This is a genomic window from uncultured Microbulbifer sp. (genome assembly GCF_913055755.1).
In the GTDB taxonomy this organism is placed as follows: domain Bacteria; phylum Pseudomonadota; class Gammaproteobacteria; order Pseudomonadales; family Cellvibrionaceae; genus Microbulbifer.
In genome coordinates this window covers 16,544-40,353 of the sequence record NZ_CAJXKH010000009.1, presented here as the reverse complement: position 1 = coordinate 40,353, position 23,810 = coordinate 16,544, and the positions used below count along the sequence as shown (strand labels likewise).

At 61.7% G+C, this 23,810-nt stretch carries 25 protein-coding genes and 1 other RNA gene; 12 read left to right on the top strand and 14 right to left on the bottom strand.

Annotation, left to right across the window (positions count from 1 at the left end; translation table 11 throughout):
- Positions 1-78: 78 nt before the first annotated feature.
- Positions 79-735 carry a hypothetical protein gene (locus QZ511_RS03485; protein WP_295799008.1) on the top strand — a complete coding sequence of 219 codons (657 nt, stop codon included), beginning with the start codon at positions 79-81 and terminating at the stop codon, positions 733-735.
- A 72-nt stretch (positions 736-807) separates the two neighbouring features.
- Here the strand turns inward: QZ511_RS03485 and gcvH are convergent, their stop codons facing one another.
- Together gcvH and gcvT are read right to left on the bottom strand one after the other, a co-directional pair.
- Positions 808-1,197, bottom strand: a complete 390-nt coding sequence (gcvH, locus tag QZ511_RS03480; RefSeq protein WP_295799006.1) for a glycine cleavage system protein GcvH — start codon at positions 1,195-1,197, stop codon at positions 808-810.
- 88 nt (positions 1,198-1,285) lie between these two features.
- Positions 1,286-2,374, bottom strand: coding sequence for a glycine cleavage system aminomethyltransferase GcvT (gene gcvT / locus QZ511_RS03475; RefSeq protein ID WP_295799002.1), 1,089 nt, complete (start codon positions 2,372-2,374; stop codon positions 1,286-1,288).
- 353 nt (positions 2,375-2,727) lie between these two features.
- Here gcvT and QZ511_RS03470 point away from each other — a divergent pair, with 353 nt between their 5' ends.
- Both QZ511_RS03470 and QZ511_RS03465 read left to right on the top strand, forming a co-directional pair.
- The gene (locus tag QZ511_RS03470; RefSeq protein ID WP_295799001.1) at positions 2,728-4,509 is read left to right on the top strand and encodes an SLC13 family permease; all 1,782 of its coding nucleotides are present in this window, start codon (positions 2,728-2,730) and stop codon (positions 4,507-4,509) included.
- Positions 4,510-4,652: 143 nt separating this feature from the next.
- Complete coding sequence (locus QZ511_RS03465; RefSeq protein ID WP_295798998.1) at positions 4,653-5,330, top strand: 2OG-Fe(II) oxygenase; 678 nt, start codon at positions 4,653-4,655, stop codon at positions 5,328-5,330.
- Positions 5,331-5,386: 56 nt separating this feature from the next.
- Here QZ511_RS03465 and QZ511_RS03460 read toward each other — a convergent pair whose 3' ends face one another.
- The 8 genes from QZ511_RS03460 to QZ511_RS03425 form a co-directional block, all read right to left on the bottom strand.
- A complete protein-coding gene (locus tag QZ511_RS03460) occupies positions 5,387-5,953 on the bottom strand; it encodes a CBS domain-containing protein (RefSeq protein WP_295798996.1) in 567 nt (188 codons plus the stop codon).
- A gap of 121 nt (positions 5,954-6,074) precedes the next feature.
- Positions 6,075-6,362 carry a hypothetical protein gene (locus QZ511_RS03455; protein ID WP_295798993.1) on the bottom strand — a complete coding sequence of 96 codons (288 nt, stop codon included), beginning with the start codon at positions 6,360-6,362 and terminating at the stop codon, positions 6,075-6,077.
- A gap of 151 nt (positions 6,363-6,513) precedes the next feature.
- Complete coding sequence (locus QZ511_RS03450) at positions 6,514-7,689, bottom strand: hemolysin family protein (protein ID WP_295798992.1); 1,176 nt, start codon at positions 7,687-7,689, stop codon at positions 6,514-6,516.
- A 6-nt stretch (positions 7,690-7,695) separates the two neighbouring features.
- Positions 7,696-8,712: a rhomboid family intramembrane serine protease gene (locus QZ511_RS03445; RefSeq protein WP_295798988.1), complete on the bottom strand. Its 1,017-nt coding sequence runs from the start codon at positions 8,710-8,712 to the stop codon at positions 7,696-7,698.
- Positions 8,713-8,940: 228 nt separating this feature from the next.
- Positions 8,941-10,176, bottom strand: a complete 1,236-nt coding sequence (locus QZ511_RS03440) for a UbiH/UbiF/VisC/COQ6 family ubiquinone biosynthesis hydroxylase (protein WP_295798985.1) — start codon at positions 10,174-10,176, stop codon at positions 8,941-8,943.
- Between the two features lie 63 nt (positions 10,177-10,239).
- On the bottom strand, positions 10,240-11,541 hold the full coding sequence (locus tag QZ511_RS03435) for an FAD-dependent monooxygenase (protein ID WP_295798982.1): 1,302 nt from the start codon (positions 11,539-11,541) through the stop codon (positions 10,240-10,242).
- Positions 11,538-12,872, bottom strand: coding sequence for a Xaa-Pro aminopeptidase (gene pepP, locus QZ511_RS03430; protein WP_295798979.1), 1,335 nt, complete (start codon positions 12,870-12,872; stop codon positions 11,538-11,540). Before pepP ends, QZ511_RS03435 begins: the two co-directional genes overlap by 4 nt.
- Entirely contained in the window at positions 12,872-13,441 is a 570-nt protein-coding gene (locus QZ511_RS03425; protein WP_295798976.1) for a UPF0149 family protein, read from the bottom strand. The genes pepP and QZ511_RS03425 overlap by 1 nt, the downstream gene beginning before the upstream one ends.
- A gap of 357 nt (positions 13,442-13,798) precedes the next feature.
- Between QZ511_RS03425 and QZ511_RS03420 the strand changes: the two genes are divergently transcribed.
- From QZ511_RS03420 to QZ511_RS03405, 4 genes are all read left to right on the top strand, one after another.
- Positions 13,799-14,005: a TIGR02449 family protein gene (locus QZ511_RS03420; protein ID WP_295798973.1), complete on the top strand. Its 207-nt coding sequence runs from the start codon at positions 13,799-13,801 to the stop codon at positions 14,003-14,005.
- Positions 14,002-14,316: a cell division protein ZapA gene (locus tag QZ511_RS03415; protein ID WP_295798971.1), complete on the top strand. Its 315-nt coding sequence runs from the start codon at positions 14,002-14,004 to the stop codon at positions 14,314-14,316. The genes QZ511_RS03420 and QZ511_RS03415 overlap by 4 nt, the downstream gene beginning before the upstream one ends.
- A 117-nt stretch (positions 14,317-14,433) precedes the next feature.
- A non-coding RNA gene (ssrS, locus tag QZ511_RS03410) (6S RNA) lies at positions 14,434-14,614 on the top strand.
- 43 nt (positions 14,615-14,657) lie between these two features.
- Entirely contained in the window at positions 14,658-15,302 is a 645-nt protein-coding gene (locus QZ511_RS03405) for a 5-formyltetrahydrofolate cyclo-ligase (RefSeq protein WP_295798968.1), read from the top strand.
- Positions 15,303-15,404: 102 nt separating this feature from the next.
- Here the strand turns inward: QZ511_RS03405 and QZ511_RS03400 are convergent, their stop codons facing one another.
- On the bottom strand, positions 15,405-15,545 hold the full coding sequence (locus tag QZ511_RS03400) for a hypothetical protein (RefSeq protein WP_295798965.1): 141 nt from the start codon (positions 15,543-15,545) through the stop codon (positions 15,405-15,407).
- Positions 15,546-15,902: 357 nt separating this feature from the next.
- Positions 15,903-17,423: a threonine ammonia-lyase, biosynthetic gene (ilvA, locus tag QZ511_RS03395; protein ID WP_295798962.1), complete on the bottom strand. Its 1,521-nt coding sequence runs from the start codon at positions 17,421-17,423 to the stop codon at positions 15,903-15,905.
- Between the two features lie 162 nt (positions 17,424-17,585).
- Here ilvA and rpiA point away from each other — a divergent pair, with 162 nt between their 5' ends.
- The 3 genes from rpiA (at position 17,586) to QZ511_RS03380 (ending at position 19,450) form a co-directional block, all read left to right on the top strand.
- Entirely contained in the window at positions 17,586-18,263 is a 678-nt protein-coding gene (gene rpiA / locus QZ511_RS03390; RefSeq protein WP_295799041.1) for a ribose-5-phosphate isomerase RpiA, read from the top strand.
- A gap of 10 nt (positions 18,264-18,273) precedes the next feature.
- Positions 18,274-18,897, top strand: a complete 624-nt coding sequence (locus QZ511_RS03385) for a hypothetical protein (RefSeq protein ID WP_295798959.1) — start codon at positions 18,274-18,276, stop codon at positions 18,895-18,897.
- 208 nt (positions 18,898-19,105) lie between these two features.
- Positions 19,106-19,450, top strand: a complete 345-nt coding sequence (locus tag QZ511_RS03380; RefSeq protein ID WP_295798955.1) for a DUF4168 domain-containing protein — start codon at positions 19,106-19,108, stop codon at positions 19,448-19,450.
- Between the two features lie 42 nt (positions 19,451-19,492).
- Here the strand turns inward: QZ511_RS03380 and QZ511_RS03375 are convergent, their stop codons facing one another.
- Positions 19,493-19,828 carry a helix-turn-helix domain-containing protein gene (locus QZ511_RS03375; protein WP_295798952.1) on the bottom strand — a complete coding sequence of 112 codons (336 nt, stop codon included), beginning with the start codon at positions 19,826-19,828 and terminating at the stop codon, positions 19,493-19,495.
- Positions 19,829-20,028: 200 nt separating this feature from the next.
- Between QZ511_RS03375 and QZ511_RS03370 the strand changes: the two genes are divergently transcribed.
- Positions 20,029-21,126 carry an AraC family transcriptional regulator gene (locus tag QZ511_RS03370; RefSeq protein ID WP_295798949.1) on the top strand — a complete coding sequence of 366 codons (1,098 nt, stop codon included), beginning with the start codon at positions 20,029-20,031 and terminating at the stop codon, positions 21,124-21,126.
- Between the two features lie 66 nt (positions 21,127-21,192).
- Here the strand turns inward: QZ511_RS03370 and QZ511_RS03365 are convergent, their stop codons facing one another.
- Positions 21,193-22,404 (bottom strand): OmpA family protein, encoded by a 1,212-nt coding sequence (locus tag QZ511_RS03365; RefSeq protein WP_295798946.1) that lies wholly within the window; start codon positions 22,402-22,404, stop codon positions 21,193-21,195.
- 253 nt (positions 22,405-22,657) lie between these two features.
- Between QZ511_RS03365 and QZ511_RS03360 the strand changes: the two genes are divergently transcribed.
- Positions 22,658-23,806: an acyl-CoA dehydrogenase family protein gene (locus tag QZ511_RS03360; protein WP_295798943.1), complete on the top strand. Its 1,149-nt coding sequence runs from the start codon at positions 22,658-22,660 to the stop codon at positions 23,804-23,806.
- Positions 23,807-23,810: the final 4 nt, after the last annotated feature.

Sequence of the window (23,810 nt, the reverse complement as noted above, 5' to 3'; positions counted from 1 at the left end):
TTTATGCCACGCGGGACATTGGGGCGCACATGTGCGACCGGGTGTCTGTAAAACTCACCAGATAAAGAGACAACAACAATGCTAAAGAAACTCATCCTTCTGACATTTCCATTCGTCCTCACCGCCTGTGTCACGCCGGTGGCGCTGGAAGAGCAGAGTGCCAAGCCGGAATACCAGGTACGCGAGCCGGTACTGATCTCGGTGATCGACCAGCGTCAGCGGGTAAAGGACGGCAAAGCGGAAACCTATGTGGGCAAAGCGCACGCCTCTTTTGGTATTCCCGTGGACTGGCACGTCAAGCAGGTTCTGGCTACCGAGCCCGAAGACAAGCAGCGCACCCTGGCCCAGTTCCTGGAGCACCGCCTGGTGACCGGCCTCAACAACACCGGCTGGAGCGCCAAGGCTGCAGACCTGAAACAACTGCCCGATAGCGAACAGGTACAGGACCTGCTGCTTGAGCGGGATGCCACCAAAATGATTACCCTGGTCCTGAACGAGTGGTACTTCAGCATCAACCTGAACTGGGTGTCCGCATTCAACTTCGATACCGACACCAACATCCTGGTGTACGACCTGGCCCGCGGGCAACTGGTTTCCAAGAACATCAAGGAGCGGGACGTGGTTGACGAGCAGGCCAGCCAGTCCCCGCAAAACAACGTGCTGCTGGCCTACAAGGCACAGCTGGACCAGCTGATCAACGATCCGGAAGTGCGCCAGGCGGTCTCCTACGACTGACGAACGGCCGAATCTAGCGACAAAAAAAACCGGGCAATGCCCGGTTTTTTTTGTCGCGAATGAAAGAGGTGATCAGTCCTCTTCGCTCTCCGCCTTGTAGGCGTCGGCGTCCAGCAGCTTGCCCAGCTCGCTTTCATCGCTGGGCTTGATCTTGAAGAACCAGCCGTCGTCGTAGGGGCTGGAGTTGACGGTCTCCGGCTCGTCTTCCAGCGCTTCGTTCACCGCTACCACTTCGCCGGAAATCGGCGAGTAGATGTCGCTCGCCGCTTTTACCGACTCAACCACGCCCGCCTCGTCGCCGGCAGACAGGGTGGTACCCACTTCCGGGGTTTCCACGTAAACCACATCACCCAGTGCATCCTGGGCGTGATCGCTGATGCCTACGGTGACGGTGCCGTCCTCTTCCAGCCGCGCCCACTCGTGGCTGGAGGCGTATTTCAGTTCGCTGCGAATTTCGCTCATGAGCGTTTCCCTCAAAATAAACTGCTAAACAGTGTATGCAATTAAATCAGTATTCAAAAAGTGTCGGCGCTGCGGAGTAAGCGTGCACTCACACCAGCGGTTTGCCATTGCGCACGAAGCTCGGTTTCACGACCCGCACAGGTACCAGCTTGTTGCGGATTTCCACCTCCGCGGTCTCACCCACGGCCACCGGAACCCGGGCCATGGCGATGGAGTAACCGAGGGTCGGCGAGAAGGTGCCGCTGGTGATGATACCGCGGCGTTCGGAGCCGTCCACCACTACGGACTGACCAGCGCGCAAAACGCCGCGCTCTTCCAGCACCAGGCCCACCAGCTTGTTTTCCACGCCTGCCTGCTTCTGCGCCACCAGCACCTCGCGGCCGATAAAGTCCCGCGACTCCGGCTCCCAGGCGATGGTCCAGCCCATATTCGCCTCCAGCGGGGAAGTGTCGTCGTCCATCTCGTGGCCGTACAGGTTCATACCCGCTTCCAGGCGCAGGGTATCCCGCGCTCCCAGGCCGCAGGGGGCAACGCCGGCATCCGCCAGCGCCTGCCAGAAACCGGGGGCATCTTCGTTGTTGAGCATGATTTCCAGGCCGTCCTCGCCGGTGTAACCGGTGCGCGCCACAAACCAGTCGCCGCGGGCGACGCTGTGGAACACCTTGAGGCCATCGATGGCAGCGGTCCAGTCGATACCCATCACTTGCTTCACCTTGTCGATGGCCTGCGGTCCCTGGATGGCAACCATTGCCAGGTGCGGGCGCTCGGTGAGGGTGACATCGAAGGCCTGGGCCTGCTGGTTCATCCACGCCAGGTCCTTTTCCCGGGTCGCGCAGTTGACTACCACGCGGTAATCCGGGTCGCGGAAGTAGACGATCAGGTCGTCGACCACACCGCCCTTGTCATTCAGCATACCGGTATACAGGGCCTTGCCCGGGGTGCCGGCCAGCTTGGCGACATCGTTCGCCAGCAGCTTTTGCAGGTAGGCGGTGGCGCCCTCACCCTCGACATCCACCACGGTCATATGGGATACGTCGAACATACCGGCATCGGTGCGCACCTTGTGGTGCTCGTCCAGCTGGGAGCCGTAGTGCAGCGGCATGTCCCAGCCGCCAAAATCCACCATTTTGCCGCCCATGGCGACGTGGGCATCGTAGAGTGCCGTTTTGTTTCCCATTAGTGATCCCGCATGATTTCCGGTAGTTGATTATTCCGCGCCCGTTTTCGGCTCAGAAGACCCCGAGTCGCCGGCACGTCCATTTATGGCGGCGTATTCTAACGGCCGCGGAACAGAAGATGCCAGATGGCAACACTCTGCAAAGACTAGCAGCCACAGTGAAAAATTTTACCCGGGGGCCGCAGAACAGTGCGCGCTGCCGCAGGGAACGCCGCCAGCGCCTGTTTCATCCCCCGGCAGGAAAATCCCTGCGAAAACTTGTGCCGCTATATCAATATGCGAAAAAATAACTTTTGGCACTAAAGCGATTCCAGTAGCTTTAGCCGACACTGAACAGGAACTGCGCACAAAATATGGACTGGTCTGGCTGGTTTTCCCTTTTTCTCGTCTTCGCCGTACTGGCCACACTGATCTTCACCCGCATCCAGGCCTATCTGGTGATGATGGCTGCGCTCACCCTGTTGAGCGTGTCCGGGATACTTACCCCCGGCGAGGCCCTGTCCGGCTTCAGCAACAGCGGCCTGATTACCGTCGCCGCCATGTTTGTGGTCGCCGCCGGCATCCACTCCTCCGGCGGCATCGACATGCTGGTAAAAAACGTGCTCGGCCGCCCCACCACCGCCCGCTCCGCGATGCTGCGCATTTTCGCACCGGTGGTGGCCCTGTCCGGTTACCTGAACAACACGCCGGTGGTGGCCACCATGATCCCGGCACTGAACTCCTGGGCCAAGCGCATCGACATAGCGCCGTCGAAGCTGATGATCCCCCTGAGCTACGGCGCCATTCTCGGCGGCACCCTGACCCTGATCGGCACCAGTACCAATCTGGTGGTGAATGGCCAGTACCAGTCCATCACCGGTAACGACGGTTTCTCCCTGTTTTCCATTGCCGCCGTGGGCCTGCCCGCGGCGCTGGTGGGCATCGCCTTTATGCTGATTTTCTTTCCACGCTGGCTGCCGGACCGCCGCGAGAAGCGCCCGTTCGGCAACCTGCGGGAATTTACCCTGGAAGTGGCCGTAGACAGCGACGGTCCGCTGGCGGGCACCACGGTGGAAGACGCGGGCCTGCGGGGCCTGCGCCGGGTGTACCTGGTGGAAATCGAGCGCGACAACAGGGTGATCACACCGGTGCGTTCGGAAGAGGTGCTGCGCGGTGGCGACCGCCTGGTATTCGCCGGCGAAACCGAAGCCATCTCCGACCTGCTGCGCATGCGCGGCATTGTGCCGTCGGAGGAGCACGACACCAGCATCCCGCTGAAGCCGGATTTCAGTGAGCGCCGCCTGGTGGAGGTGGTGGTGTCCCCCCACTGCGAGGTGATCGGCAACAGTATCCGCGACGCCCAGTTTCGCAAGCGCTACGGCGCGGCGGTACTGGCGGTTGCGCGCAATGGCCAGCGGGTGGCGGGCAACCTGGGCAGTACCAAGCTCAAGGCCGGTGACTCGCTGCTGCTGGAGGCGCGCCCGGGGTTCGTACTGCGCCAGCGCTACAGCAAGGATTTCCTGCTGATCAACGACCTGGAGGCGGAGAGCCCGCGGCACGAGAAGGGGCTTACCTCGTGGCTGATCCTGATCGCGATCGTGCTGGCCGCCGGCACTGGCCTGATCAGTATGCTGAACGCGTCGCTGATCGGTGCCGGGGCAATGCTGGTGACCCGCTGCTGCTCGGTGAACCAGGCGCAGAAGAGCCTGGACCTGCCGGTGCTGATTACCATTGCGGCGTCGTTTGCGCTGGGTGTGGCGCTGCAGAAAACCGGGGTGGCCGCCGCGGTGGCGGCTTCGGTAATCCAGCTGTCGAATGGGCACCCGTGGCTGATGCTGGTGCTGGTTTACCTGTGTGTGTCGCTACTGACGGAGATGGTCACCAACAATGCGGCGGCGATCATCATGGTGCCCATTGTGCTGCAGATTACCGGCAGCGCGGGGCTGAACCCGGAGCCATTCATGTTCGCGGTGATGATGGCGGCCTCCGCCAGCTTCGCCACGCCCCTGGGCTACCAGACCAACCTGATGGTGTACGGCCCCGGCGGCTACCGTTTCTCCGACTACCTGAAGGTGGGCATTCCCATGAACCTGCTGGTGGGCGGCGTGACCATCGCCGTACTGCTGACTGGCTGGGACCTGACGGCAGCGGGGTAAGCCTCTACCCAGCCATGTATTTTTTTCTGGCGCACGGGGGCCAGCGGCAGTATAAAGACCACCCGCGCGCAAGCTGGAAAGCCCAAGCCCGGCCAACCTCCCCGTTAGCGGCCACTCCGGCCACCTGTTTGGACCTGCCCTGTTTGAACGCTGTATTTTCCGCCGCGGAAGACGCCTGGCGCCGCGGCCCCGATGGCGACGATCCGCTGGATCGCATCGCCGATGCCCTGCGTGGCCCCGGCTATATCGTATTGCCCGCGCCGCTGCCGCCGGCACTGCTGGGGGCTCTGTTGCGACACTTCCGCTCCATCGACCGCTCGCGTTTCCAGAGCGCGGGCATCGGCCGCGAGAGCGAGCACCAGGTGAACCAGTTTGTGCGCACCGACGAGATTTTCTGGCTCGACAGGAGCAACCCCGCGGTGGCGGCCTACCTGAACTGGGCCGAATCCCTGCGCCTGGGGTTGAACCGGCGCCTGTTCCTGGGGCTGTTCGACTACGAGTGCCACTACGCCCGCTATGACTGCGGCAGCTTTTACAAGAAGCATCTGGACGCGTTCAAGGGCAGTACCAACCGCATTGTCAGCACGGTGCTGTACCTGACCCCCAACTGGCAGCCAAAAGACGGCGGCGAGCTGCAGATCTATGCACCCGGCAGCGATGAGGTGATCGAGAAGGTGGCGCCCCGCTTCGGGCAGATGGTGGTCTTTCTCTCGGAAGAGTTTCCCCACGAGGTGCTCACCAGTCACCGCAGCCGCTACAGCGTAACCGGCTGGTTCCGGGTCAATAACAGCCTCGGGGAAAATATCGACCCGGCCCGCTGAGCGGGCCGCGGTCGGGCCGGTCACGGCAGATTAGCGTCGACGGCGGATCACGGAACTCAGTGCACCGCCGCCACTTCGCGCAGCAGTTCGGCGAAGTTGGCCGGGGCGTCGATGGGAAACTCCATGTGCAGGCGCGCCGCCACATCCTCAACGCTGATCACGCCGCGCACCTGGTGCTGCTCGGTGTCTACCACCACGCAGTGCCGCTGGCCGCTGCGGCGCAGGGTTTCCAGCACATCACGGATACTGGCACTCTGTAGTTCTGTGTAATTGAGCTGCTGCAGGCGATCGCGATTGCGCATCAGATCGCCCACGGTCAAATCCCCGCGGCGGATACCCGCTGCCACACACTGCATCACCCGCTGGTAGGAGACATCTTCCGCGGTGAGCATGCCGATAAATTCTCCGCGATGATTCATCACCAGGGCCGAGGCCATGTGTGCGGTGCGCAGCACCTGTGCCGCGTCCAGGGCGGACATGTTGGCAGTCAGTACCGCCGGGTGATGTTCCTTGAAATCGGTCAGGAACCGGAGCGCGGGGGAATCCAGGGAAAGCTCGTGGAATTCTTCCGGGAATACCAGCTGGTCCGCAGCGGCAAGCGGGGTCAGGGTAAGTTTTTTCATGGCAATAAATCTCTTGTTCCGGTTGCGGCAATGCACGCACAACGCCAGCAACCCGGATGGTCGGGTGATACCAGCGACAAAGCGGACAGCCGCCGGTATCAGATTCGATAACAGAAAGAATTTATTGCCGGACCGGAGGCCCGCGAATGGTGTGCGCGATGCGCGCGACGGAGACAGGATGGTAGGAATTGCAACTCGGAACTACCGCGGTCGTGGCCGCGCGGAAGGTGTAACGGTCGACGGTAACCGCTTGTGGATCCGGTTCATCCGGCTCGGCGGTGTCGCGATCCGGGGCCAGCATGCCGACCTGCGCGTCAGCGTAATCCAGCGGCACCGCTGCCGGCTCCGCGCGCCCTTCGGCACACAGCAGCACGGATTGCAGCAATATCAGCAGAATACCTAAACGCACGATCACTCGCCCATATTTATTCGGAAATCTTCCTCTCCCTGCTTTATCCGTCCGCCAGGGGTATTTTTCAAGTCGTGTGCGACGAATGGATCTGGCGGATCGTCGGAAACAGCAGCTATTTCCTTTGATGCCTGGCCCGGGTGGATGTTCCCTAGTCTTTTGAATCGTCGCGCTTGCCGTCCCCGGTATCAGGGGCCGGTGACCCCGAATCCGCTGCCGGGTCGTCGTGTATGGAACCGTCTTCCTCCGCTAGCTCCAGTTCCGAGGTGGCATCCTCATCCACCCGCAGACCGTAGCGCCTGGAGCGCCAGCGCCACAGGCGTTTGGCCAGTTCCTGGCGATCCGGAGTCTTGTCCGCCTCGTCGACGATTTCCTCACCCAGCAGGGTCTCGAGAATATCCTCCAGGGTGACCAGGCCCTCCAGGCTGCCGTATTCATCCACCACCGCGCTGATCTGTACCCGGCGCGCCAGCATCTTGTGGAACACCTGATAGATGGCCGCGGTTTCCGGCAGCATCAACAGCTCGCGACCGAGGTTTTTCAGCGGTGTTTCACTTTCGCCGCGGGTATACGCCAGCAGCAGGTCCTGCTTCAACACAAAGCCCACCACCAGGTCCGGGTCGCCCTGCTCAAAAATGGGAATACGGGAAAAGCGGCTTTTTTCCACCTCGGGATAGGCTTCCGCCACGGTGAGGTCGCGGGACAGGGAAAACACCACGGTGCGCGGTGTCATCACTTCGCGCACCGTGTGATCGCGCAGGGTAAAAAACAGATTGTGCAGAATACTGGTTTCGCGGCGCTCCAGCTGGCCTTCCGCCTCCCCCAGCTCCGCCATCACGGCAAACTCTTCGCGGCTGAATCCGGTGAGTGTGGGCCCCCTGGCCATGCCGCGGGTGAGCCAGTCCGACAGCCACACGAACGGTTTGAGTACCCATACCAGGTAGCGCAGGGAATAAGCGGTGACCGGCGCCAGTTGACGCCAGTACAGCGCACCGAGGGTTTTCGGAATAATCTCGGAGAACACCAGGATCAACAGGGTGAGCACGGCGGAGGCCAGCCCCAGGTAGTGGCTGCCGAATACCGCCGCGGCCTGTGCGCCGGCACCGGCAGCGCCAGCGGTGTGGGCGATGGTGTTGAGGGTGAGGATGGCGGCCAGCGGCGCGTTGATATCATCCTTGAGCCGGCGCAGTACCCGGCCCGCGGCGTGCCCCTCGCGCTCCAGCAGACTGATATACGGTTTGGTCACGCTGAGAATGACCGATTCGGCAATGGAGCAAAGAAACGAAAAACCCAGTGCTATCAGTACGTAAATGATCAGCAGTAACATGGCGAATCAGAAGGTCCGTTGGTCCCGCTGCGGGCCGGGCTCTGCCGGTGCAAAACGGCGCGCGCCACCCGCGAGGCAAAACAGAAAGGCCATGACCAGGCCCGCGGCAAAGCCGCCGAGATGCGCCGCATTGGCGATGCCACCGGGAATAAAATAATCCACCACGCCGCTCATGCACACCAGCAGCCACACCACCGCGAGCCAGATGATGGAACCGGGTACGTCGTGCCACGCCGGCTGCCAGCGCTGAATCACGAACGCCGCCCCCACCAGCGCATAGACCACGCCGGACATGCCACCAAACAGCACATGGGGCGACCACCAGTACTGCACCAGATTGGAAGCGAGAGCGCTGACCACAACCAGCAGTGCGAACAGCAGGCTGCCCGCGCGGGCCTCCAGCGAACGACCAATAATCCAGATACCCAGGCTGTTAAACAGCGCGTGAGGCAGCGAGAAATGCACCATTGCCGGCGACCACAGGCGCCAGTATTCCCCCTGTGCCAGGTGCCAGGCGAGGGACGAGCGCTCGAAACTGAAATCCCCCGGCTGCTGGGGAAAGATCACCAGCATTTCCGCCCACCCCTGACGCAACAGCAACCAGCCGATAAAACACAGCGCTATCAGCAGGATACACAGCGGTGTTTCCCCCAGGCGCCACTGGGGGATGGCCGACGGTGGCACTTCCGGTGCGGGCTGCGCTTCGCTTGCCCCGGCATCCGCAACAGAGTCCGCGGCCTCGCCAGCATTGTTCGCGACCGAGTCTTCAGGGTGTGCAGCCGCTTCCGCCTGCTGCTCTTCGTACACGTGCACCGAAATCTGCGACAGGTCCACTTCCCCCGCCTGCCAACGCTGCAGCAACTGGCGCATGGGCTCCACCAGCTGGGGCACCAGGCTCGCGACCTGCTGGCGATTGCGCTCTTCGCTGATACGCAAGGGCAGCTGGTGGCGCTGGATAAACGCCGCCACTTCGGAAAGATCGTCCTGCAGGGAAAATTCGCAGACGGTTACCCACTCACTCAACGGTGCGCCCCTGTACCTGGTGACCGCTGCCAAAAACCTTGCAGGCAGCAGCGCTGAGAATGAAAAATTGCGCGAGGACTCTAACAAATTTTTGCGCAGCGGGACGATAGCCGGCTGCAGCGAATTGCGACAGGCCGCGTGTGCGAGCCAGAAAAAAAAGCGCGGCAACATCGGCCGCGCTTTTCCGTGAGAGGTTCGGTGACAGATTCCCCGGCCAGGCGCACATGTTTAAATCGACATGGCCCGCATAATGATGCGCTTCTTCAGCAGCGGGCTCGCATCCACCATGCTCAGGCCAGTGTTGCGCAGCCAGCGCCAGTGCAGATCCCCGGCGCCAAACAGGGATTTGAAGGTACTCATGGCTTTCAGAGTGGCCGCGTTCTCTCCGCGGCGCCGGCGCTGGTAGCGCGCCAGAACGGAGGCGTGGGACGGCGCAATGTCTCGTGAGAGGGCGCGGTCGATCTCCTCGGTCAGCACCCGCACGTCCATCAGGCCGAGGTTCACCCCCTGCCCCGCCAGCGGGTGGATACTGTGGGCGGCATCGCCGATCAGGGCCGCACCGGGACCGTAATAGGCCTCCGCATGCCGCGCGCGCAGCGCAAAGGAGAAGCGCTCGCTGACCGATTCGATACCGCCGAGGCGGCTCTCGAAGGCCTTTTCCAGGTACAGCGCAAAGGCCTTGTCGTCGAGCATCATCAGCTCCCGCGCCAGCTCGTCGTCCGCCGACCACACCACCGCGCAGTGATTGTCGTCACCGAGCCCCGCGAGCGGTAGGAATGCCAGCGGACCGGTGCTTAGGAAGCGCTGCCAGGCGGTGGACTCGTGCGACTGCTCGCAGCGCGCCACACACACCAGTGCGGTCTGCTTGTATTCCACATCCCGGGTGCGGATGCGCAACAGGTCGCGCACCCGCGAGCGCGCGCCGTCGGCGCCGATCAGCAGGCGCGTGGTCAGCACCGGCGATTCCTCGCCGAGACCATCGTCGTCACTGCGATCGTGCAGCCGCGACTGCAGGTGCCACAGGCCGCAGTCGCGCCACCAGCTCTCCAGCTTGAACCCGGTCACCAGTTCCACGTTGGGCAGCGCCTCGATGCGCTCCCGCAGAGCCTGCAGCACCACATTGTTCTCGACGATATGCCCGAGGTTGGGGAGTTTGACATCGCGGCAGTCGAAATACACCGAACCGGTGCCATCGGCATCCCACACCCGCATCTGGGTATACGGGCATTCCCGCTTGCCGGCTATCAGCTGCCAGGCCCCCACCTCTTCCAGAAGCTCCCGCGACGCTTCGGTGAGCGCCACTACTCGGGCATCGTAGGCATCGGGCTTTACCACCGGGTCCATATCCGACGCTTCCAGCAGCGAAATACGCAGATGCGGGTGGCGTACGGCCAGCAGTGCTGCCTGCGCGGTACCCACCATGCCGCCACCGACGATGGTGACGTCCATTCGCTGTCTGTTCATAGGCGGTCGCTCCCCGATAACAACTAATTTAAGAATGCAGGTAATTGTGGAATGCAGGTCGAATCAGAGCGCCAGACCCGCAGCCTGGCGCACAAAGCCAGCCCGCAGCGGCGGTGCCAGGGTGAGCCCCAGCATACCGGCCTGCCGCGCGCCCTGGGCAAACAGGTTGCGGGCCGCAAACAGCGGCGGAATCCGGTCACTGAAGCCGATGGTCAGCAATTGGTCTTGTTGACGTTCGCGCCAATAAGTCTGCAATAAGTCTAGCTCCCCGGGAGAAATTTGCCCGCGGGCCAGCTGTTCGGCGCGCGTGGCAAGCGCCCGCGCCAGCCCGTCGCAGTCCCGCAGGGTCAGGTTGAACCCCTGCCCCGCCACCGGGTGCAGGAAGTGGGCACAATTGCCCACCAGCACCACCCCGCGTCGTACCTGCTCGCGGGCCAGGGACAGCTTCAGCGGGTAGCCACTGACGGAACCCGCACGCAGGATGCGCCCGGCGCGCCAGCCGAAAATCCGCTGCAGCCGGTGGATAAAATCCGCCTCGGCAAGGCCCGCAATCTGGTCCGCGGCGTCCTCGGCACAGGTCCACACCAGCGCCGCGCGGTGCATGCCATCGCGCTTCGGCAGCGGCAGCAGGGCCATGGGCCCGCTGTCGGTAAAGCGCTCGAAGGCGACACCGGCGTGGTCCCGCTGTAACCCTACGGTAGTGACCAGCGCGCGCTGCTGGTAGTGCACTTCGCGGGTTTCTATACCGAGACTGCGACACAGGGGGGAATCGACACCGTCGGCGACCACCAGCAGCCGGGCGTGCAGCGTCTGCTCGCCCCGCTCTTCACCCTCGCCGCGCCACCGCAACAGTGTGCCGTCGGCCTGCATGGTCACACCGGCAACCTCGGCGGGCGCGATCACCCGCGTCGCGGTTGCCGCCAGCGCGCGGTGCAGCACCGGCCCGAGGGCGGCATTTTCGATCACTGCCCCCAGCATGCCGTCGAAACTGGCCGCCTTTTCCCGCCGGGCATCGAGGGAAACCCCGAGAGTGTGCCCGCGATCGGACACCTGCACCTGACGGATCGGCGCGGCATATTCCCGCAGCGCCGGCCACAGCCCCAACTCGGCAAAAATCTGCAGGCTGCCGGCGGCAATCGCGGTGGCGCGGGTATCGAAACTCGGCAGCTCGATCGCCGCCCCGGGCCCCCGCAGCGGGTGCTGTTCCAGCAGGGCCACTCGTAATGCGGGACAGTGGTGCGCGAGCAACAGCGCCAGGCTGGCCCCGGCCATGCCGCCACCCACGATCGCCACGTCGCAGCTGTGTGCCGCACCCGGCTGGACAGAATCCCGCTTTTCCGGGCTATTGTTTTGCGGATCATTCATAACAGCGCTTCCTGAACCAGTTCACCGGAACGCATCAGATATTCGATATCCGCCACCGTTTTCGGTGCGGCTGCCGACAACACCTGTGCGCCGCCCTTCAGCAGCGCAACGTCGTCCTCGATACGGATACCGATGCCGCGGAATTTTTCCGGCACTTTTGCCTCGTCAGAATGGATATAAATACCCGGCTCCACCGTCATCACCATGCCGACCTCCAGCTGGCGCCAGCGGCCATATACCTTGTAGTCACCCACGTCGTGTACATCCATTCCCAGCCAGTGTCCCACCCGATGCATGTAAAAGCGGCGATAGGCGCCGGATTCGATCAGCCCGTCGACACTGCCGCGCAGCAGGCCGAGATCTTTCAGGCCCTCGGTAATGACCTTGACGCTGGCCATGTGCGGGTGATCCCAGTCGTTGCCGGCGACGATGTTCTCGATCGCTGCCTGCTGGCTGGCGAGGACGATTTCATACACCGCTTTCTGCGCACCGCTGAATCGGCCGTTGACGGGAAAGGTGCGGGTAATATCCGCGGCGTAGCCGCGGTATTCACAACCGGCATCGATCAGTACCAGATCGCCATTTTTCAACTGCGCCCTGTTGCTGCAATAGTGCATCACCAGCGCGTTGGCTCCGCCGCCGACAATGCTCGGATAGGCCGGTTCACGGGCACCGTTGGCCATAAAGGTATGCAGCAACTCCGCCTCCAGCTGGTACTCCCACAGGCCCGGTTTGCACGCCGCCATTGCGCGACTGTGGGCCTGGGCACTGATCTCCGCGGCCCGCGCCATCAGACGGATTTCCGCCGCACTCTTGAACAGGCGCAGGTCGTGCAGTAACGGATCCAGGCTGACCATTTCCGGTGCACCGCTGCTACCGGGAGCGCTGTCGATGCTGGACAGGTAATGCTGCAGGCGGCGATCCAGCTGCGGAAAGCGGCCCATGGTGTAGTAAATATAATCGCGCCCTTCCAGCAACCCGGGAAGAATGTCATCCAGGTCGCCGATGGGGAAGGCATCGCACAGCCCGCAGTTTTCCACCGCCTGCTCCGGCCCCATGCGCGGGCCGTCCCACAGCTCTTTTTCCGCATCGCGCTCGCGACAGAACAGCAGAGACTCGCCCTGGGCCCGCCCGGGCATCAGCACCAGCAGTGCCTCGGGCTCGGAAAATCCACTGAGATAACTGAAATCACTGTCCTGGCGGAACGGAAAATAGGTATCGCGGGAGCGCAGCTGCTCCCGCGCCGCCGGCACGATGGCGAGGCTGTTTTCCGGCAGGGATTCCAGCAGGCGCTGGCGGCGACGCGCAGTTTCCGCGCGGGAAATTGCCATCAGTGCACCGTGTGCCCGTCGCCGCGTTTGTGCGCACTGTCCGCGGGCCCGCTGCATTCGACAAAAATATTCAGCGCCGCCATGCGTACATATTCCTGCACTTCAAACAGCTGCGCCTCCTGCTCCGGGGTGGTTTCCATCTGCTCCGCGTCGAGCTGGGAAATTTCCGTCAGGTCTTTCAGGGCTTCGCTGCTGGTGGGCAGCAACTCACCGGAATAATTGCCCAGGCCAAAGCCGTGCAGAAAGCCCTGGCACCAGAGACACAGGCTCTGGCCCTTCTCCGCCAGGTCGTCACTGCCGGCAAGCAACGGCTGGAAAGAAAAGCTGCTGTCGGACAATGATTGCAGACTCGACTCTGCCAGTTGCAGGCTGTCGCGCTGCAGGTCCGCAGGCATTGCATCCAGGTCGAGAAACTCCGCCAGCTCTTTTTGCCAGCGGGATTTTTGCGGGCGCGCGCCGCTGGCGAGAAGCCCGCAAATAAAGCCGTGCAATTCGCTGGGGCCGACCTTACCGCCGGCGGCCAGAACCTGGCTGGCGAGATGATCAAACTGGCTATCCGCTGCAGCCATAAACTACTCCTGTGGTGACACATTGACAGTAGCGGAGGACAGATTCCGCAACTGGCCGAAAAAAACGCAGGCGAATGTGCGATTTTTCCGCAATCTGGTGAAATTGTGACAGACCCCTTGCGCGGGACAATTGACCCCCAATTTCGCCAGCAATATAGTAGCGGAATCACCGGTTGCTGACAGTCGCAGTACCGGTATTAACCGCCTCACCATGCAATCTTTGCAGCGGGCGCGAGGCGATAGCGCATCCGTTTAGCGCGCGGGCTGAGCGCGAGGTGGTGCACAGGGGCGGCATCACTGCATGCCCCGCCCCACAACTGCCGCAGGGGTAGGCGGCAAATCGCAGACGCAGGAAACATGGACAAAATACAGGCGTTAGAACTCAAGCTGGACTCGCTGATCGACCAGGTCCAGCAGCTGGCTGCGGATAATCGCACACTGCGTGAGCAGCAGGGCGAGTGGCAGCGCGAGCGCCAGCGGCTGATAAAAAACAACGAAGTTGCCCGCACCCGGGTTGAAACCATGATCAACCGCCTGAAAGGGCTTGGCCAAGACAACCAATGAGCAGTAAACCCTCCAATTCCGCCACGGTGGCTGTAACCATACTCGACAAGGAGTATCGGGTTGCCTGCTCTGAAGAGGAGCAGACCGGACTACAGGCGTCCGCCAAACTGCTCAACGAACGCATGGCGCGCATCCGCAACAGCGGCTCGGTAATTGGCGGGGAACGCATCGCGGTGATGGCGGCACTCAATATTGCCCACGAACTGATCCAGGCCAAAGCGGAGCTGGCTCGTCAGCCTGTGGAAGAACAGATGATTGATCGCCTGCATGAAAAAGTGCAGGCCGCGCTGAGCAAGTTCGACGATATCTGAGTCAACGATTTTTTCTTTTGTGGCCACTCCCGCCGCCTGTTCTTGACAATTGCACTACAGGCAATTTTGCCGGGAAAACCCATTTAGCCTTTTCACAACCCAAGCGTTATACTCTGTCAGGCCCTGGAGTGTTGGCCAGTTGACTATGTCCTCGAGCCGATAATATCACCCTGGAGGTTTCCAGCGGGTGCTGATGTGCAAGTCCGCCATGCAGCGGAAAGCCTAATGCATCCCGGAGGCCGCCACCTTGAACCTTACGGTTCAAGGCTACGTCACCAGCCGCATCTTCGGGGCTCTTTAATTTCCCTCCCGCTGCAGAACACCGAGCGCAGCAGTATCCAATGCAAGATTCCAGACAGAATTCTCAGCAAGGCTCGCAAGCCCCGGTGACTACCAGCCGCTTTTCCAAACCCCAGTTACGCCGCCGCATGCGCGCCGCACGCCGCGCGCTCACGATCCACCAGCAGCGCACCGCCAGTCGCCGCCTGTGCACCCGCCTGGCACTCAGCGCCGAGGTGCAAAATGCACGACATATCGGCATTTACTGGCCCATGGATGGCGAGGTGGACCTGCGTCCGCTGTTACAGCGCTTTGCCGACAAACGCTTCTACCTGCCGGTATTGCCCCGCAACCCCCGCCAGCAGCTCAGTTTTCACCGCTGGCGAGGCGAGGCGCTGCGCTACCGCAACCGCTACGGCATTCCCGAACCGCTGGTGGGCCAACCGCACAACGAGCCGCGAGCACCCCACTTCCTCGATCTGGTACTGCTGCCACTGGTGGCATTCGACCCCAGGGGCGGCCGCCTGGGCATGGGCGCCGGCCTCTATGACCGCACCTTCGCGTTCAAGCACCGCCTGCCCGGCAGTGGCCCGAAACTGATCGGCGTGGCGCACCAGCTGCAGTGTGTGGATTTTCTCCCGGTGGACAGCTGGGATATCCCGCTGGCGGTGGTGGCCACGGATCGCCGGCTGTACCGCTGCCGCTGACCCGGCAACCGCGGCCGGCAGCCACTTTGCGTCCCCCAGAAAGCAGAAAAGCCGAACCCGGGGGTTCGGCTTTTCTGGCATTTCTGCGCGCGGGTAGTGGGGTTAGCGAGTAACCACACCCTGCTGGAGTGCTGCCGGTGCATCTTCCTGCTCAGAGGAAAACACATCGGTGAGACCGGCACTGCTCAGCAGTACTCCCGCGACAAAGACAACTACGGCGAGTGTCAATGCATCGGGTTTCATGGGACCATCCTGTAAGAGCTGAATTCTTGTAGTTTTCAGTTTTTCTCGTATCTGCCGGCGATCTGCGCCGCCGGTCTGGAGCCTTAGACTGTTTAGATTTGTAAAGTTCCCCGAACAAACGGCGACCTTTGCCAACGCTAACTGCCCAAAGACCGATCAAAAGATACTCGATCAGTGGCCAAATAGTAACCCGTCAAGCTCTTTTTTTTGAGACAACCCTCACAATTTGGTAATTGCAAGTTCGACAGATCGCCCACTGTGATCTACCCACCGCAATTTTTGCCGACTGGCGCACCTTTCCCCAGTGTGGGCCCCGCTACCGGCCCCACGCGGCCGCCCGCTGTGGGCGCCTGCAAATCAGGCGCCGTGGGAGAGGAAGAAGCGGTACGCCGGGTTTTCGCTTTCATCCCAGAACGGATAGTGCAGCTGGTCCAACAGTTCCCGCAGCTCGCCGCGTTCTGCCGGCGTCACTTCCAGCCCCACCAGTACCCGGCCGTAGGCCGCACCGTGGTTGCGGTAGTGGAACAGGGTGATATTCCAGCGCCCCGCCAGCTGCTCGAGAAACTTGCGCAGCGCGCCGGGGCGCTCGGGGAATTCGAAGCGGTAGACCACTTCGTTGTCGATACCCGGCGCGCGGCCACCGACAAGGTGGCGGATATGCAGCTTGGCCATCTCATTGTCGGTGAGGTCGGTGACCTGGTAGCCACCGTCCCCCAGCTGCTGCAACAGCTGCTGGCGGTCCCCATCCGTGGTTACCTGCATGCCCACAAAGATGTGCGCCTCGCCGCCGTTGGCAAACCGGTAGTTGAACTCGGTGATCGAGCGGTCGCCGAGGTCGCGGCAGAACTGCAGGTAGCTGCCGGGCTTCTCGGGAATGGTCACCGCCAGTACCGCCTCGCGCTTCTCGCCGATCTCGGTGCGCTCGCTGATATAGCGCAGGCGGTCGAAATTGGTATTGGCGCCGCTGCATACCGTGGCCAGGGCCGCATTTTGGCTGCCGCTCTGCTCCACATATTTTTTCAGCCCCGCGAGGCCGACGGCACCCGCCGGCTCGGCAATGGAGCGGGTGTCCTCGAAGATGTCCTTGATCGCCGCACAGATTTCATCGGTGGTCACGGTAATCACGCCGTCGATGGTCTCGCGCAGTATGCGGAAGGTCTCCTCGCCGATCTGCGCCACCGCCACGCCGTCGGCGAACAGGCCTACCTGGGGCAAACGCTCGCGACTGCCGGCATCCATCGCCAGTTTCAGGCAGGCGGCATCCTCCGGCTCCACCGCGTACACCTTGATCTCGGGGCGTACATATTTGATATACGTGGCCATCCCCGCCGCCAGGCCGCCGCCACCCACGGGAATAAATACCGCATCCAAGTTGCCCGGATGCTGGCGCAACAGCTCCATCGCCACGGTACCCTGACCGGCGATGACATCCGGGTCATCATAGGGGTGCACAAACACCAGTCCGCGCTCTTCTACCAGCTGCTTCGCCCGCGCCGCGGCCTCGTCGAAGGTATCGCCGTGCAGCACCACCTCCGCACCGCGCATCCGCACCGCGTTCACCTTGATTGCCGGGGTCGTTGACGGCATCACGATAGTGGCGCGCACCCCCAGCTGCTGGGCGCCCAGGGCCAGCCCCTGGGCGTGGTTGCCGGCAGAGGCCGCAATCACGCCGCGACTGCGCTGCTCCTGTGGCAGCTGCAGCAGTTTGTTGTAGGCGCCGCGCACCTTGAACGAGAACACCGGCTGCAGGTCTTCCCGCTTCAGCAGAATGCGGTTGCCGGTGCGGTGAGACAGCTGGCGCATAGGCTCCAGCGGAGTTTCAGTGGCGACATCGTAAATACGTGCGTCTAAAATGCGCTTGATATAAGACTTGGGCATGACAGAAATCGGCAGCCGGTGGATGAATCAGGGCCCGCCAGTCTAATCGCTACACAGCAGCAAAGCTACTTTAAAGCCACTTTTGCGCAAAAAAATATTCGAAAGCGGGTATTTTGATGGCAAAAATTGCACAAGGACGCACCTCCCCCCATGAAACAGCCCATCGACCAGGACCAACTCAAACGCGACGTCGCCCGCGCGGCGGTGGAATACATCACCCCGATGCTCGAGGCGGACACCATTGTCGGCGTCGGTACCGGCTCTACCGCGAACCACTTCATCGACTACCTGGCGGAGAAGAAAGGCCTGTTCGACGGCACCGTCGCCAGCTCCGAGGCCTCTGCCGAGCGCCTCAAGAGCCACGGTATCCCGGTATACGACCTCAATGCCGTGGACAGTATCCGCGTCTACGTGGATGGCGCCGATGAAACCAACCCCCTGCTGGAACTGATCAAGGGCGGCGGCGCCGCGCTGACCCGGGAAAAAATCGTCGCCGCCTGCTCCGACGAGTTCGTGTGTATTGCCGACAACAGTAAATGGGTGGAAGTACTGGGCAACTTCCCGCTGCCGGTGGAGGTGATTCCCATGGCGCGCTCCTTTGTCGCGCGGGAACTGGTCAAGCTGGGTGGTGACCCGGTATACCGGGAAGGTGTGACCACCGACAACGGCAATGTCATTCTCGACGTGCACAATATGCACATCTACAAACCCATCGAGCTGGAACAAGCGATCAACAACATCACCGGCGTGGTGACCAACGGCCTGTTCGCCGCGCGGCCGGCGGATGTGCTGCTGCTGGGCACCGAGGACGGTGTCAAAACCGTAAAATCCAAGGTCTGAATGCGAACCGATGCCGAATAAGAATAAATACGCGAAGCTGGCGCTGCTCGCCCTGCCCCTGCTGGCGGCGGGCTGCGCCACCGCCCCGCCGAGCAATACCGACGATATCTGCGAGATCTTCCGGGAGAAGGACGACTGGTATCACGACGCCGCCAAAGCCGCGCGCAAGTGGAACACCCCCATCGCCGGCATGATGGCCACGCTGCACCAGGAATCCCGCTTTGTGCACGATGCCAAGCCCCCGCGCACAACCATCCTGTGGATCTTCCCCGGCCCGCGGCCATCCGACGCCTACGGTTACCCCCAGGCCCTGGGGACCACATGGCGCAGCTACCAGCGCGCCACCAGCAATTACGGTGCCGACCGCGACGACTTTGCCGATGCCATCGACTTCGTCGGCTGGTATCACAACACCAGTCAGCGCCAGTGCACCATCAAGCCCGGTGATACCTACCACCTGTACCTCGCCTACCACGAGGGCCAGGGCGGTTTTAACCGCCGCACCTTCCGCAACAAAAAATGGCTGAAGGATGTGGCGCACAAAGTGTCCGCCCGTGCACAGAGATACCAGCGCCAGCTGAATAGCTGTGAAGCCTCCCTGAAGAAGCGCAAGAAATTCCTCGGGCTCTTCTGAACAATGCGTGGCGGGTGCACTTGACCCGTTTCCCATTCCCGGTTTCAGGCACACAGTCTGGCGGCAAATGGCACAAGCGACGCGTCACAGCAACTACCCTTTGCAGACAGCGCTTTGCCGAGCAAGCCGCCAAGGCTCTGTAGCCCTCACTGGACGCTGGGCGTGCGCCCCGCACAGATGCGTCTATCCCACATAATCAGAGGTGCTCATGAAGCCGAAGATCATTTACTCCGCCGCGCTGGCAGTGCTCATGGCAGCATCCAGCGCATTTGCCGCAGATGCCATCACCCAGGCGCAATTGGAAAAGTTTGCCGACGCCTATCGCTCGATTGTGGAGCTGAGCAGGGAATACGCGCCGAAACTGAAAAGCGCAGCGGACGCCGCCACTGCCGAGGCCATCAACAAGGAAGCCCAGGCAAAAATGGTGGCAGCGGTACAGGGCTCCGGCCTCAGCAAAGAGGAATACCAGACCATCGCGGAACAGTTGCGCACCGACAAGGACCTGTTGAATAAGGTGAATGCAATCCTGCAGCAGGACACTGCGGCCCAGTAACCCCGCAGCACCTCCCCGCGCACTTTCGGGCGCGACCGACTTCTACACCGGGGCTGGCGCTGGAATATGTTCCGGCGCCAGCTCCAGCGCTTCGCAGATCGACGGCAGGTTGCCGTGTACCCAGGCTCGATCTATCGAGCCCCAGCTCTCCAGCCGGTAATAACCGTCGTTATTCCGCACCCCTTCCTGCACGAATACCACCTGGGTGCCATGCCCCGGCAGTCCCTTGGCGATAATGTCCTGCACCGTACGCCGCGGCCAGCCGGTGACCTCCTCCAGCGCCGGGTTGTTCGGCTTCGGCAACTGCTCGATCAGGTAGGTGATCAGCAACCTGCGGCAGATGGTGGGGTTCAGTAACGGTCCGCTTGAATCACTCAAGGCATGCTCCCGGGAAGATGTGTAAACCCCTGTTGTAGCACGAAGCCTGCAGCACGAGCCAGCCACGCCACATAGAACCTCCGGCATGCCATCAGCGAGCGCAATATTCGCCATTCGCCGGGGGCGCGGGACTTTTTATGCACCTTTTTGCATAATCCCGGTTGCCCGATGGGGGCGAGGAACAGCGGGAAAGCGTGACCATGGAGACAGATTTCCAGCCTGGCGACAGCCTGGACGATAGCGGCCAGGACAAAACCAACAGTGCCGAACCGGCAAAACTGCATCGGGGCTACCAGGAAAAAGGCATTCTGGCCGCTGCGGTGCACGCACACCTGGTGGGCGCCCGCGCCGCCGGTATCGACTGCGAGCAGCTGCTGCGCGAGGCCAATATAAACCCCGCCAGCAGCGCCGCGGCGGATGCCCGCATCGGTCGCGAACAGGTAGCGCGCCTGCTGCGCAAACTGTGGGACCAGCTGGCAGACGAATCCGGCGGTTACCTGGCGCGCACCTGGGAACCCGGCACCTTCGCCATGATGGGCCACGCGGTACTCGACTGTCCCAACCTGCGCCGCGCCCTGCTGCGCTCCGGGCGCTTCGTCAGGATGGTGAGCGACGACCTGCATATCAAACTGGTGGAAGACGGCGAGGAAGCCCGCCTGGTGTTCCACCACGGCAACAAAAAACAGCTGCCCAACCAGAATTTTGTCGAATCCCTTTCGGTGATCTGGCTGCGTTTTTTCAGCTGGCTGATCGACCGCACCATTCTGCTGGAGCGGGTGCACCTGGCGTTCCCGCCGCCGGATTACGACGAAGAGTACAACGACATGTTTCCCTGCCGGCTGTACTTCCACCAGCAGGAAACCGCACTGGTATTCAACACCCGCTACCTGCACATGCCACTGGTGCGCGACCCGCAACAACTGTCGGAGTTTCTCTCCCGCGCCCCCGAGTGCCTGCTGACCCAGTACAAGTCGGACAACAGTTTTACCGGCCGCATCCGCCGCATGCTGCAGAGCCACAACAGCATCGAGAACCTGTCCCTCGACGATGTGGCCGAACGCCTGTTCACCTCGCCGCAGACCCTGCGCCGCCGCTTGAAAGACGAGGGCAACAGCTGGCAGGACATCAAGGATTCCGTGCGCCGGGACATGGCCATGTACCAGCTCAAGCAGCAGGAAACCGCGGTGGCGGAAATTGCCGAGCGCCTCGGATTTTCCGAGCCCAGCGCATTCAACCGCGCGTTCAAGAAGTGGACCGGGCTGGCCCCCGGGGCCTACCGGGAAAAATTCCGTACCTGAGCGATTAACAAATAAAAAAACCGCGGGCTTGCCCGCGGTTTTTTTATTTTGAGACTGTCGGCATCGCTACTCGAAGGCGGTCACCTTCACATCGATGCGACGGTTTTTCTGCTTGCCCTCTTCGGTGCTGTTATCGCCGATGGGACCCGCCGCCCCCATGCCCGTGGCGGTAACCCGGTCGTCGGCAATACCGGCGTCGGTCAGCATTTGCTTCACCGCCTGCGCACGGGTTTCAGACAGTTGCTGGTTCGCCGCTGCGTCGCCATCGCTGTCGGTATGACCTTCCAGAGCAATCTTGAGGCCGGGGTTTTCCTGCATGATCGTGATCAGAGTCTGCACATCCGGCAGGGATGCCGCATTGGGCATACTGCCATCGGTGGGGAATTCGATATGCAGGGCAAATGCCCGGTTCGGATCCCGCTGGGCATTGGCCAGGTAATCCCGGAAGGCGGAGCCGAAATCTTGCGTCGTGTCTTCCGTAATCACCTGCGGTGCAGTATCCGCAGGTTCTGTGGGAGCCTCTTCAATGACCACCTCCTCCTGCTGCTCGATGACCGCCCCGGTACCATCGTCGATCTTCTCTTTCTTCGAGCACAGGTTCAGAGCCCACAATACCCCGAGGGCAATCAGCAGCGGCCACAACCACCGTCCAATACCACCCCGCTTCTGCGGGGCTGCACGAGCCGTGTGAGGGGTATCCCGCGGCGTGGTTTCCACCACCGCGCGCTCCGCGAGTTCATCCAGGTTTTCCGCACCCAGGTCCTTCAGCAGGCCCGCGGGAAGCTTGTCGCGAATATGCGCCTTCTGCCCCAGCAGCAGCGCCGCAAGGCCCTCCATATTCAGGCCCTTGCTTTTCACCAGCTTGCCCACCAGCGACATGATCACAGGCGCGGCAATGCGCAGCAAACTGCCGCCCTTGGCGCCATTCAGGCCCAGCGCCGCGGCCACGGTATTGATCACGCCGTCGCGGTTGCCGCCGAGGATGCCGTCCAGCAGGCTGCCACCACTCTGCTGCAGGCTGGTCATTTTGTCCGGGTCGGTGAAGATGTCCGCCGGTGACGACAGGTCCAGCGAGGTACTCTCGGTGACCATGTTCAGGAGAGCCCCCAGGCCGCTCTCACTACCGGCTTTGTTCAGCATACCCGCCAGTACCGATGCCGCACCGGTAGAAAACGCGGATTCACTCTGCCCGTCGGGCAATCCCAGCGCCTTCCCCAGGGCACTGAGTCCTGAAGATCCCAAATGACGGACCGCCATTTCCAGTAGATTGTCAGCCATCGGTATACCTCTCGATGTGGTTTGGCAGAAATACTCGTCTCAGTTTTCAGTGTACGGCAGGAAAATCTTCCGGTTAGGTCGTTTCAAAATAAACTGGACGCCTAAAATCACTAATGTGAATACATCGCACAGGCGCCCTGGCACATTTTGCCAAGCCGACTTTCCGCCAACTGGGCTAACTTATAGAGCGATGCCGTCAACCGGTATTCGACGGCCAATAACCAATAATCAATAACCGACAGCCGAGACCGCCATGATCCCGAGAACAGTCTTTACCCAGGAACACGAGCAGTTCCGCGACAGCGTACGCAAATTCCTCGAAAACGAAGCCGCGCCCTACCACCACCAGTGGGAGAAGGACGGCCAGGTAGATCGCGAACTGTGGCGTAAGGCTGGCGCCATGGGTTTCCTCTGCCCCCAGGTGCCTGAGGCTTACGGCGGTCTGGAACTGGACTTCGGCTACAACGCCGTGGTCGATGAGGAGATTTCCCGCCTGGGGCTCACCGGCATCGGCTGGGGCCTGCACTCGGATATCGCCGTGCCCTATATCGTCAATTACGGCAGCGAGGAGCAAAAACAGAAATATCTGCAGGGCTGTATCAGCGGCGATGTCGTCACCGCCATCGCCATGACCGAACCCGGTGCCGGCTCGGACCTGCAGGGGGTGCGCACAACCGCCATCAAAAATGGCGACCATTATGTGCTGAACGGTTCCAAGACCTTTATCACCAACGGCCAGCACGCAGACCTGGTGGTAGTGGTCGCCAAGACCAACCCGGAGGAAGGCGCGGCGGGTGTCAGTCTGCTGCTGGTAGAATCCAATTCACCCGGCTTCAAAAAAGGCACCAACCTGGAAAAGGTGGGCATGAAAGCTCAGGACACCTCCGAGCTGTTCTTTGACGATGTGAAAGTGCCCGCGGAAAACCTGCTGGGCGGCGAGGGCCAGGGTTTCATTTACCTGATGCAGGAACTACCCCAGGAGCGCCTCAGCGTAGCGGTCAACGCCATTGCCAACTGCGAGGCCGCCCTGGGCTGGACTGTCGATTATGTACGCGAGCGCAAGGCCTTTGGCAAACCCATCGCCGCCTTCCAGAACACCCAGTTCAAGCTGGCGGAACTGGACAGCGAACTGACCGCGCAGCGCGTGTTTATCGACAAATGCCTGGAACTGCACTACGAAAAAAAGCTGGACGTTTCCACCGCTGCCAAGGCCAAGCTGCTGGCCACGGAATTCCAGTGCAAACTGCTGGACGAGTGCATGCAGCTGCACGGCGGCTTCGGTTATATGTGGGAATACCCGATCGCGCGGGCCTGGGCGGATGCGCGGGTGCAGCGAATTTACGCCGGTACCAATGAGATCATGAAGCTGATCATTTCCCGCGAACTGCTGAAAGAGGGATGATCCA

Coding starts and splice junctions, on each gene's coding strand:
- gcvT (WP_295799002.1), bottom strand. CDS start 2,374: ATGGGAAACAAAACGGCACTCTACGATGCCCACGTCGCCATGGGCGGC.
- QZ511_RS03420 (WP_295798973.1), top strand. CDS start 13,799: ATGGACAAAATACAGGCGTTAGAACTCAAGCTGGACTCGCTGATCGAC.
- gcvH (WP_295799006.1), bottom strand. CDS start 1,197: ATGAGCGAAATTCGCAGCGAACTGAAATACGCCTCCAGCCACGAGTGG.
- QZ511_RS03460 (WP_295798996.1), bottom strand. CDS start 5,953: ATGAAAAAACTTACCCTGACCCCGCTTGCCGCTGCGGACCAGCTGGTA.
- QZ511_RS03415 (WP_295798971.1), top strand. CDS start 14,002: ATGAGCAGTAAACCCTCCAATTCCGCCACGGTGGCTGTAACCATACTC.
- QZ511_RS03380 (WP_295798955.1), top strand. CDS start 19,106: ATGAAGCCGAAGATCATTTACTCCGCCGCGCTGGCAGTGCTCATGGCA.
- QZ511_RS03360 (WP_295798943.1), top strand. CDS start 22,658: ATGATCCCGAGAACAGTCTTTACCCAGGAACACGAGCAGTTCCGCGAC.
- ilvA (WP_295798962.1), bottom strand. CDS start 17,423: ATGCCCAAGTCTTATATCAAGCGCATTTTAGACGCACGTATTTACGAT.
- QZ511_RS03450 (WP_295798992.1), bottom strand. CDS start 7,689: ATGTTACTGCTGATCATTTACGTACTGATAGCACTGGGTTTTTCGTTT.
- QZ511_RS03470 (WP_295799001.1), top strand. CDS start 2,728: ATGGACTGGTCTGGCTGGTTTTCCCTTTTTCTCGTCTTCGCCGTACTG.
- QZ511_RS03440 (WP_295798985.1), bottom strand. CDS start 10,176: ATGAACAGACAGCGAATGGACGTCACCATCGTCGGTGGCGGCATGGTG.
- pepP (WP_295798979.1), bottom strand. CDS start 12,872: ATGGCAATTTCCCGCGCGGAAACTGCGCGTCGCCGCCAGCGCCTGCTG.
- QZ511_RS03405 (WP_295798968.1), top strand. CDS start 14,658: ATGCAAGATTCCAGACAGAATTCTCAGCAAGGCTCGCAAGCCCCGGTG.
- QZ511_RS03365 (WP_295798946.1), bottom strand. CDS start 22,404: ATGGCTGACAATCTACTGGAAATGGCGGTCCGTCATTTGGGATCTTCA.
- QZ511_RS03400 (WP_295798965.1), bottom strand. CDS start 15,545: ATGAAACCCGATGCATTGACACTCGCCGTAGTTGTCTTTGTCGCGGGA.
- QZ511_RS03385 (WP_295798959.1), top strand. CDS start 18,274: ATGCCGAATAAGAATAAATACGCGAAGCTGGCGCTGCTCGCCCTGCCC.
- QZ511_RS03435 (WP_295798982.1), bottom strand. CDS start 11,541: ATGAATGATCCGCAAAACAATAGCCCGGAAAAGCGGGATTCTGTCCAG.
- QZ511_RS03485 (WP_295799008.1), top strand. CDS start 79: ATGCTAAAGAAACTCATCCTTCTGACATTTCCATTCGTCCTCACCGCC.
- QZ511_RS03425 (WP_295798976.1), bottom strand. CDS start 13,441: ATGGCTGCAGCGGATAGCCAGTTTGATCATCTCGCCAGCCAGGTTCTG.
- QZ511_RS03370 (WP_295798949.1), top strand. CDS start 20,029: ATGGAGACAGATTTCCAGCCTGGCGACAGCCTGGACGATAGCGGCCAG.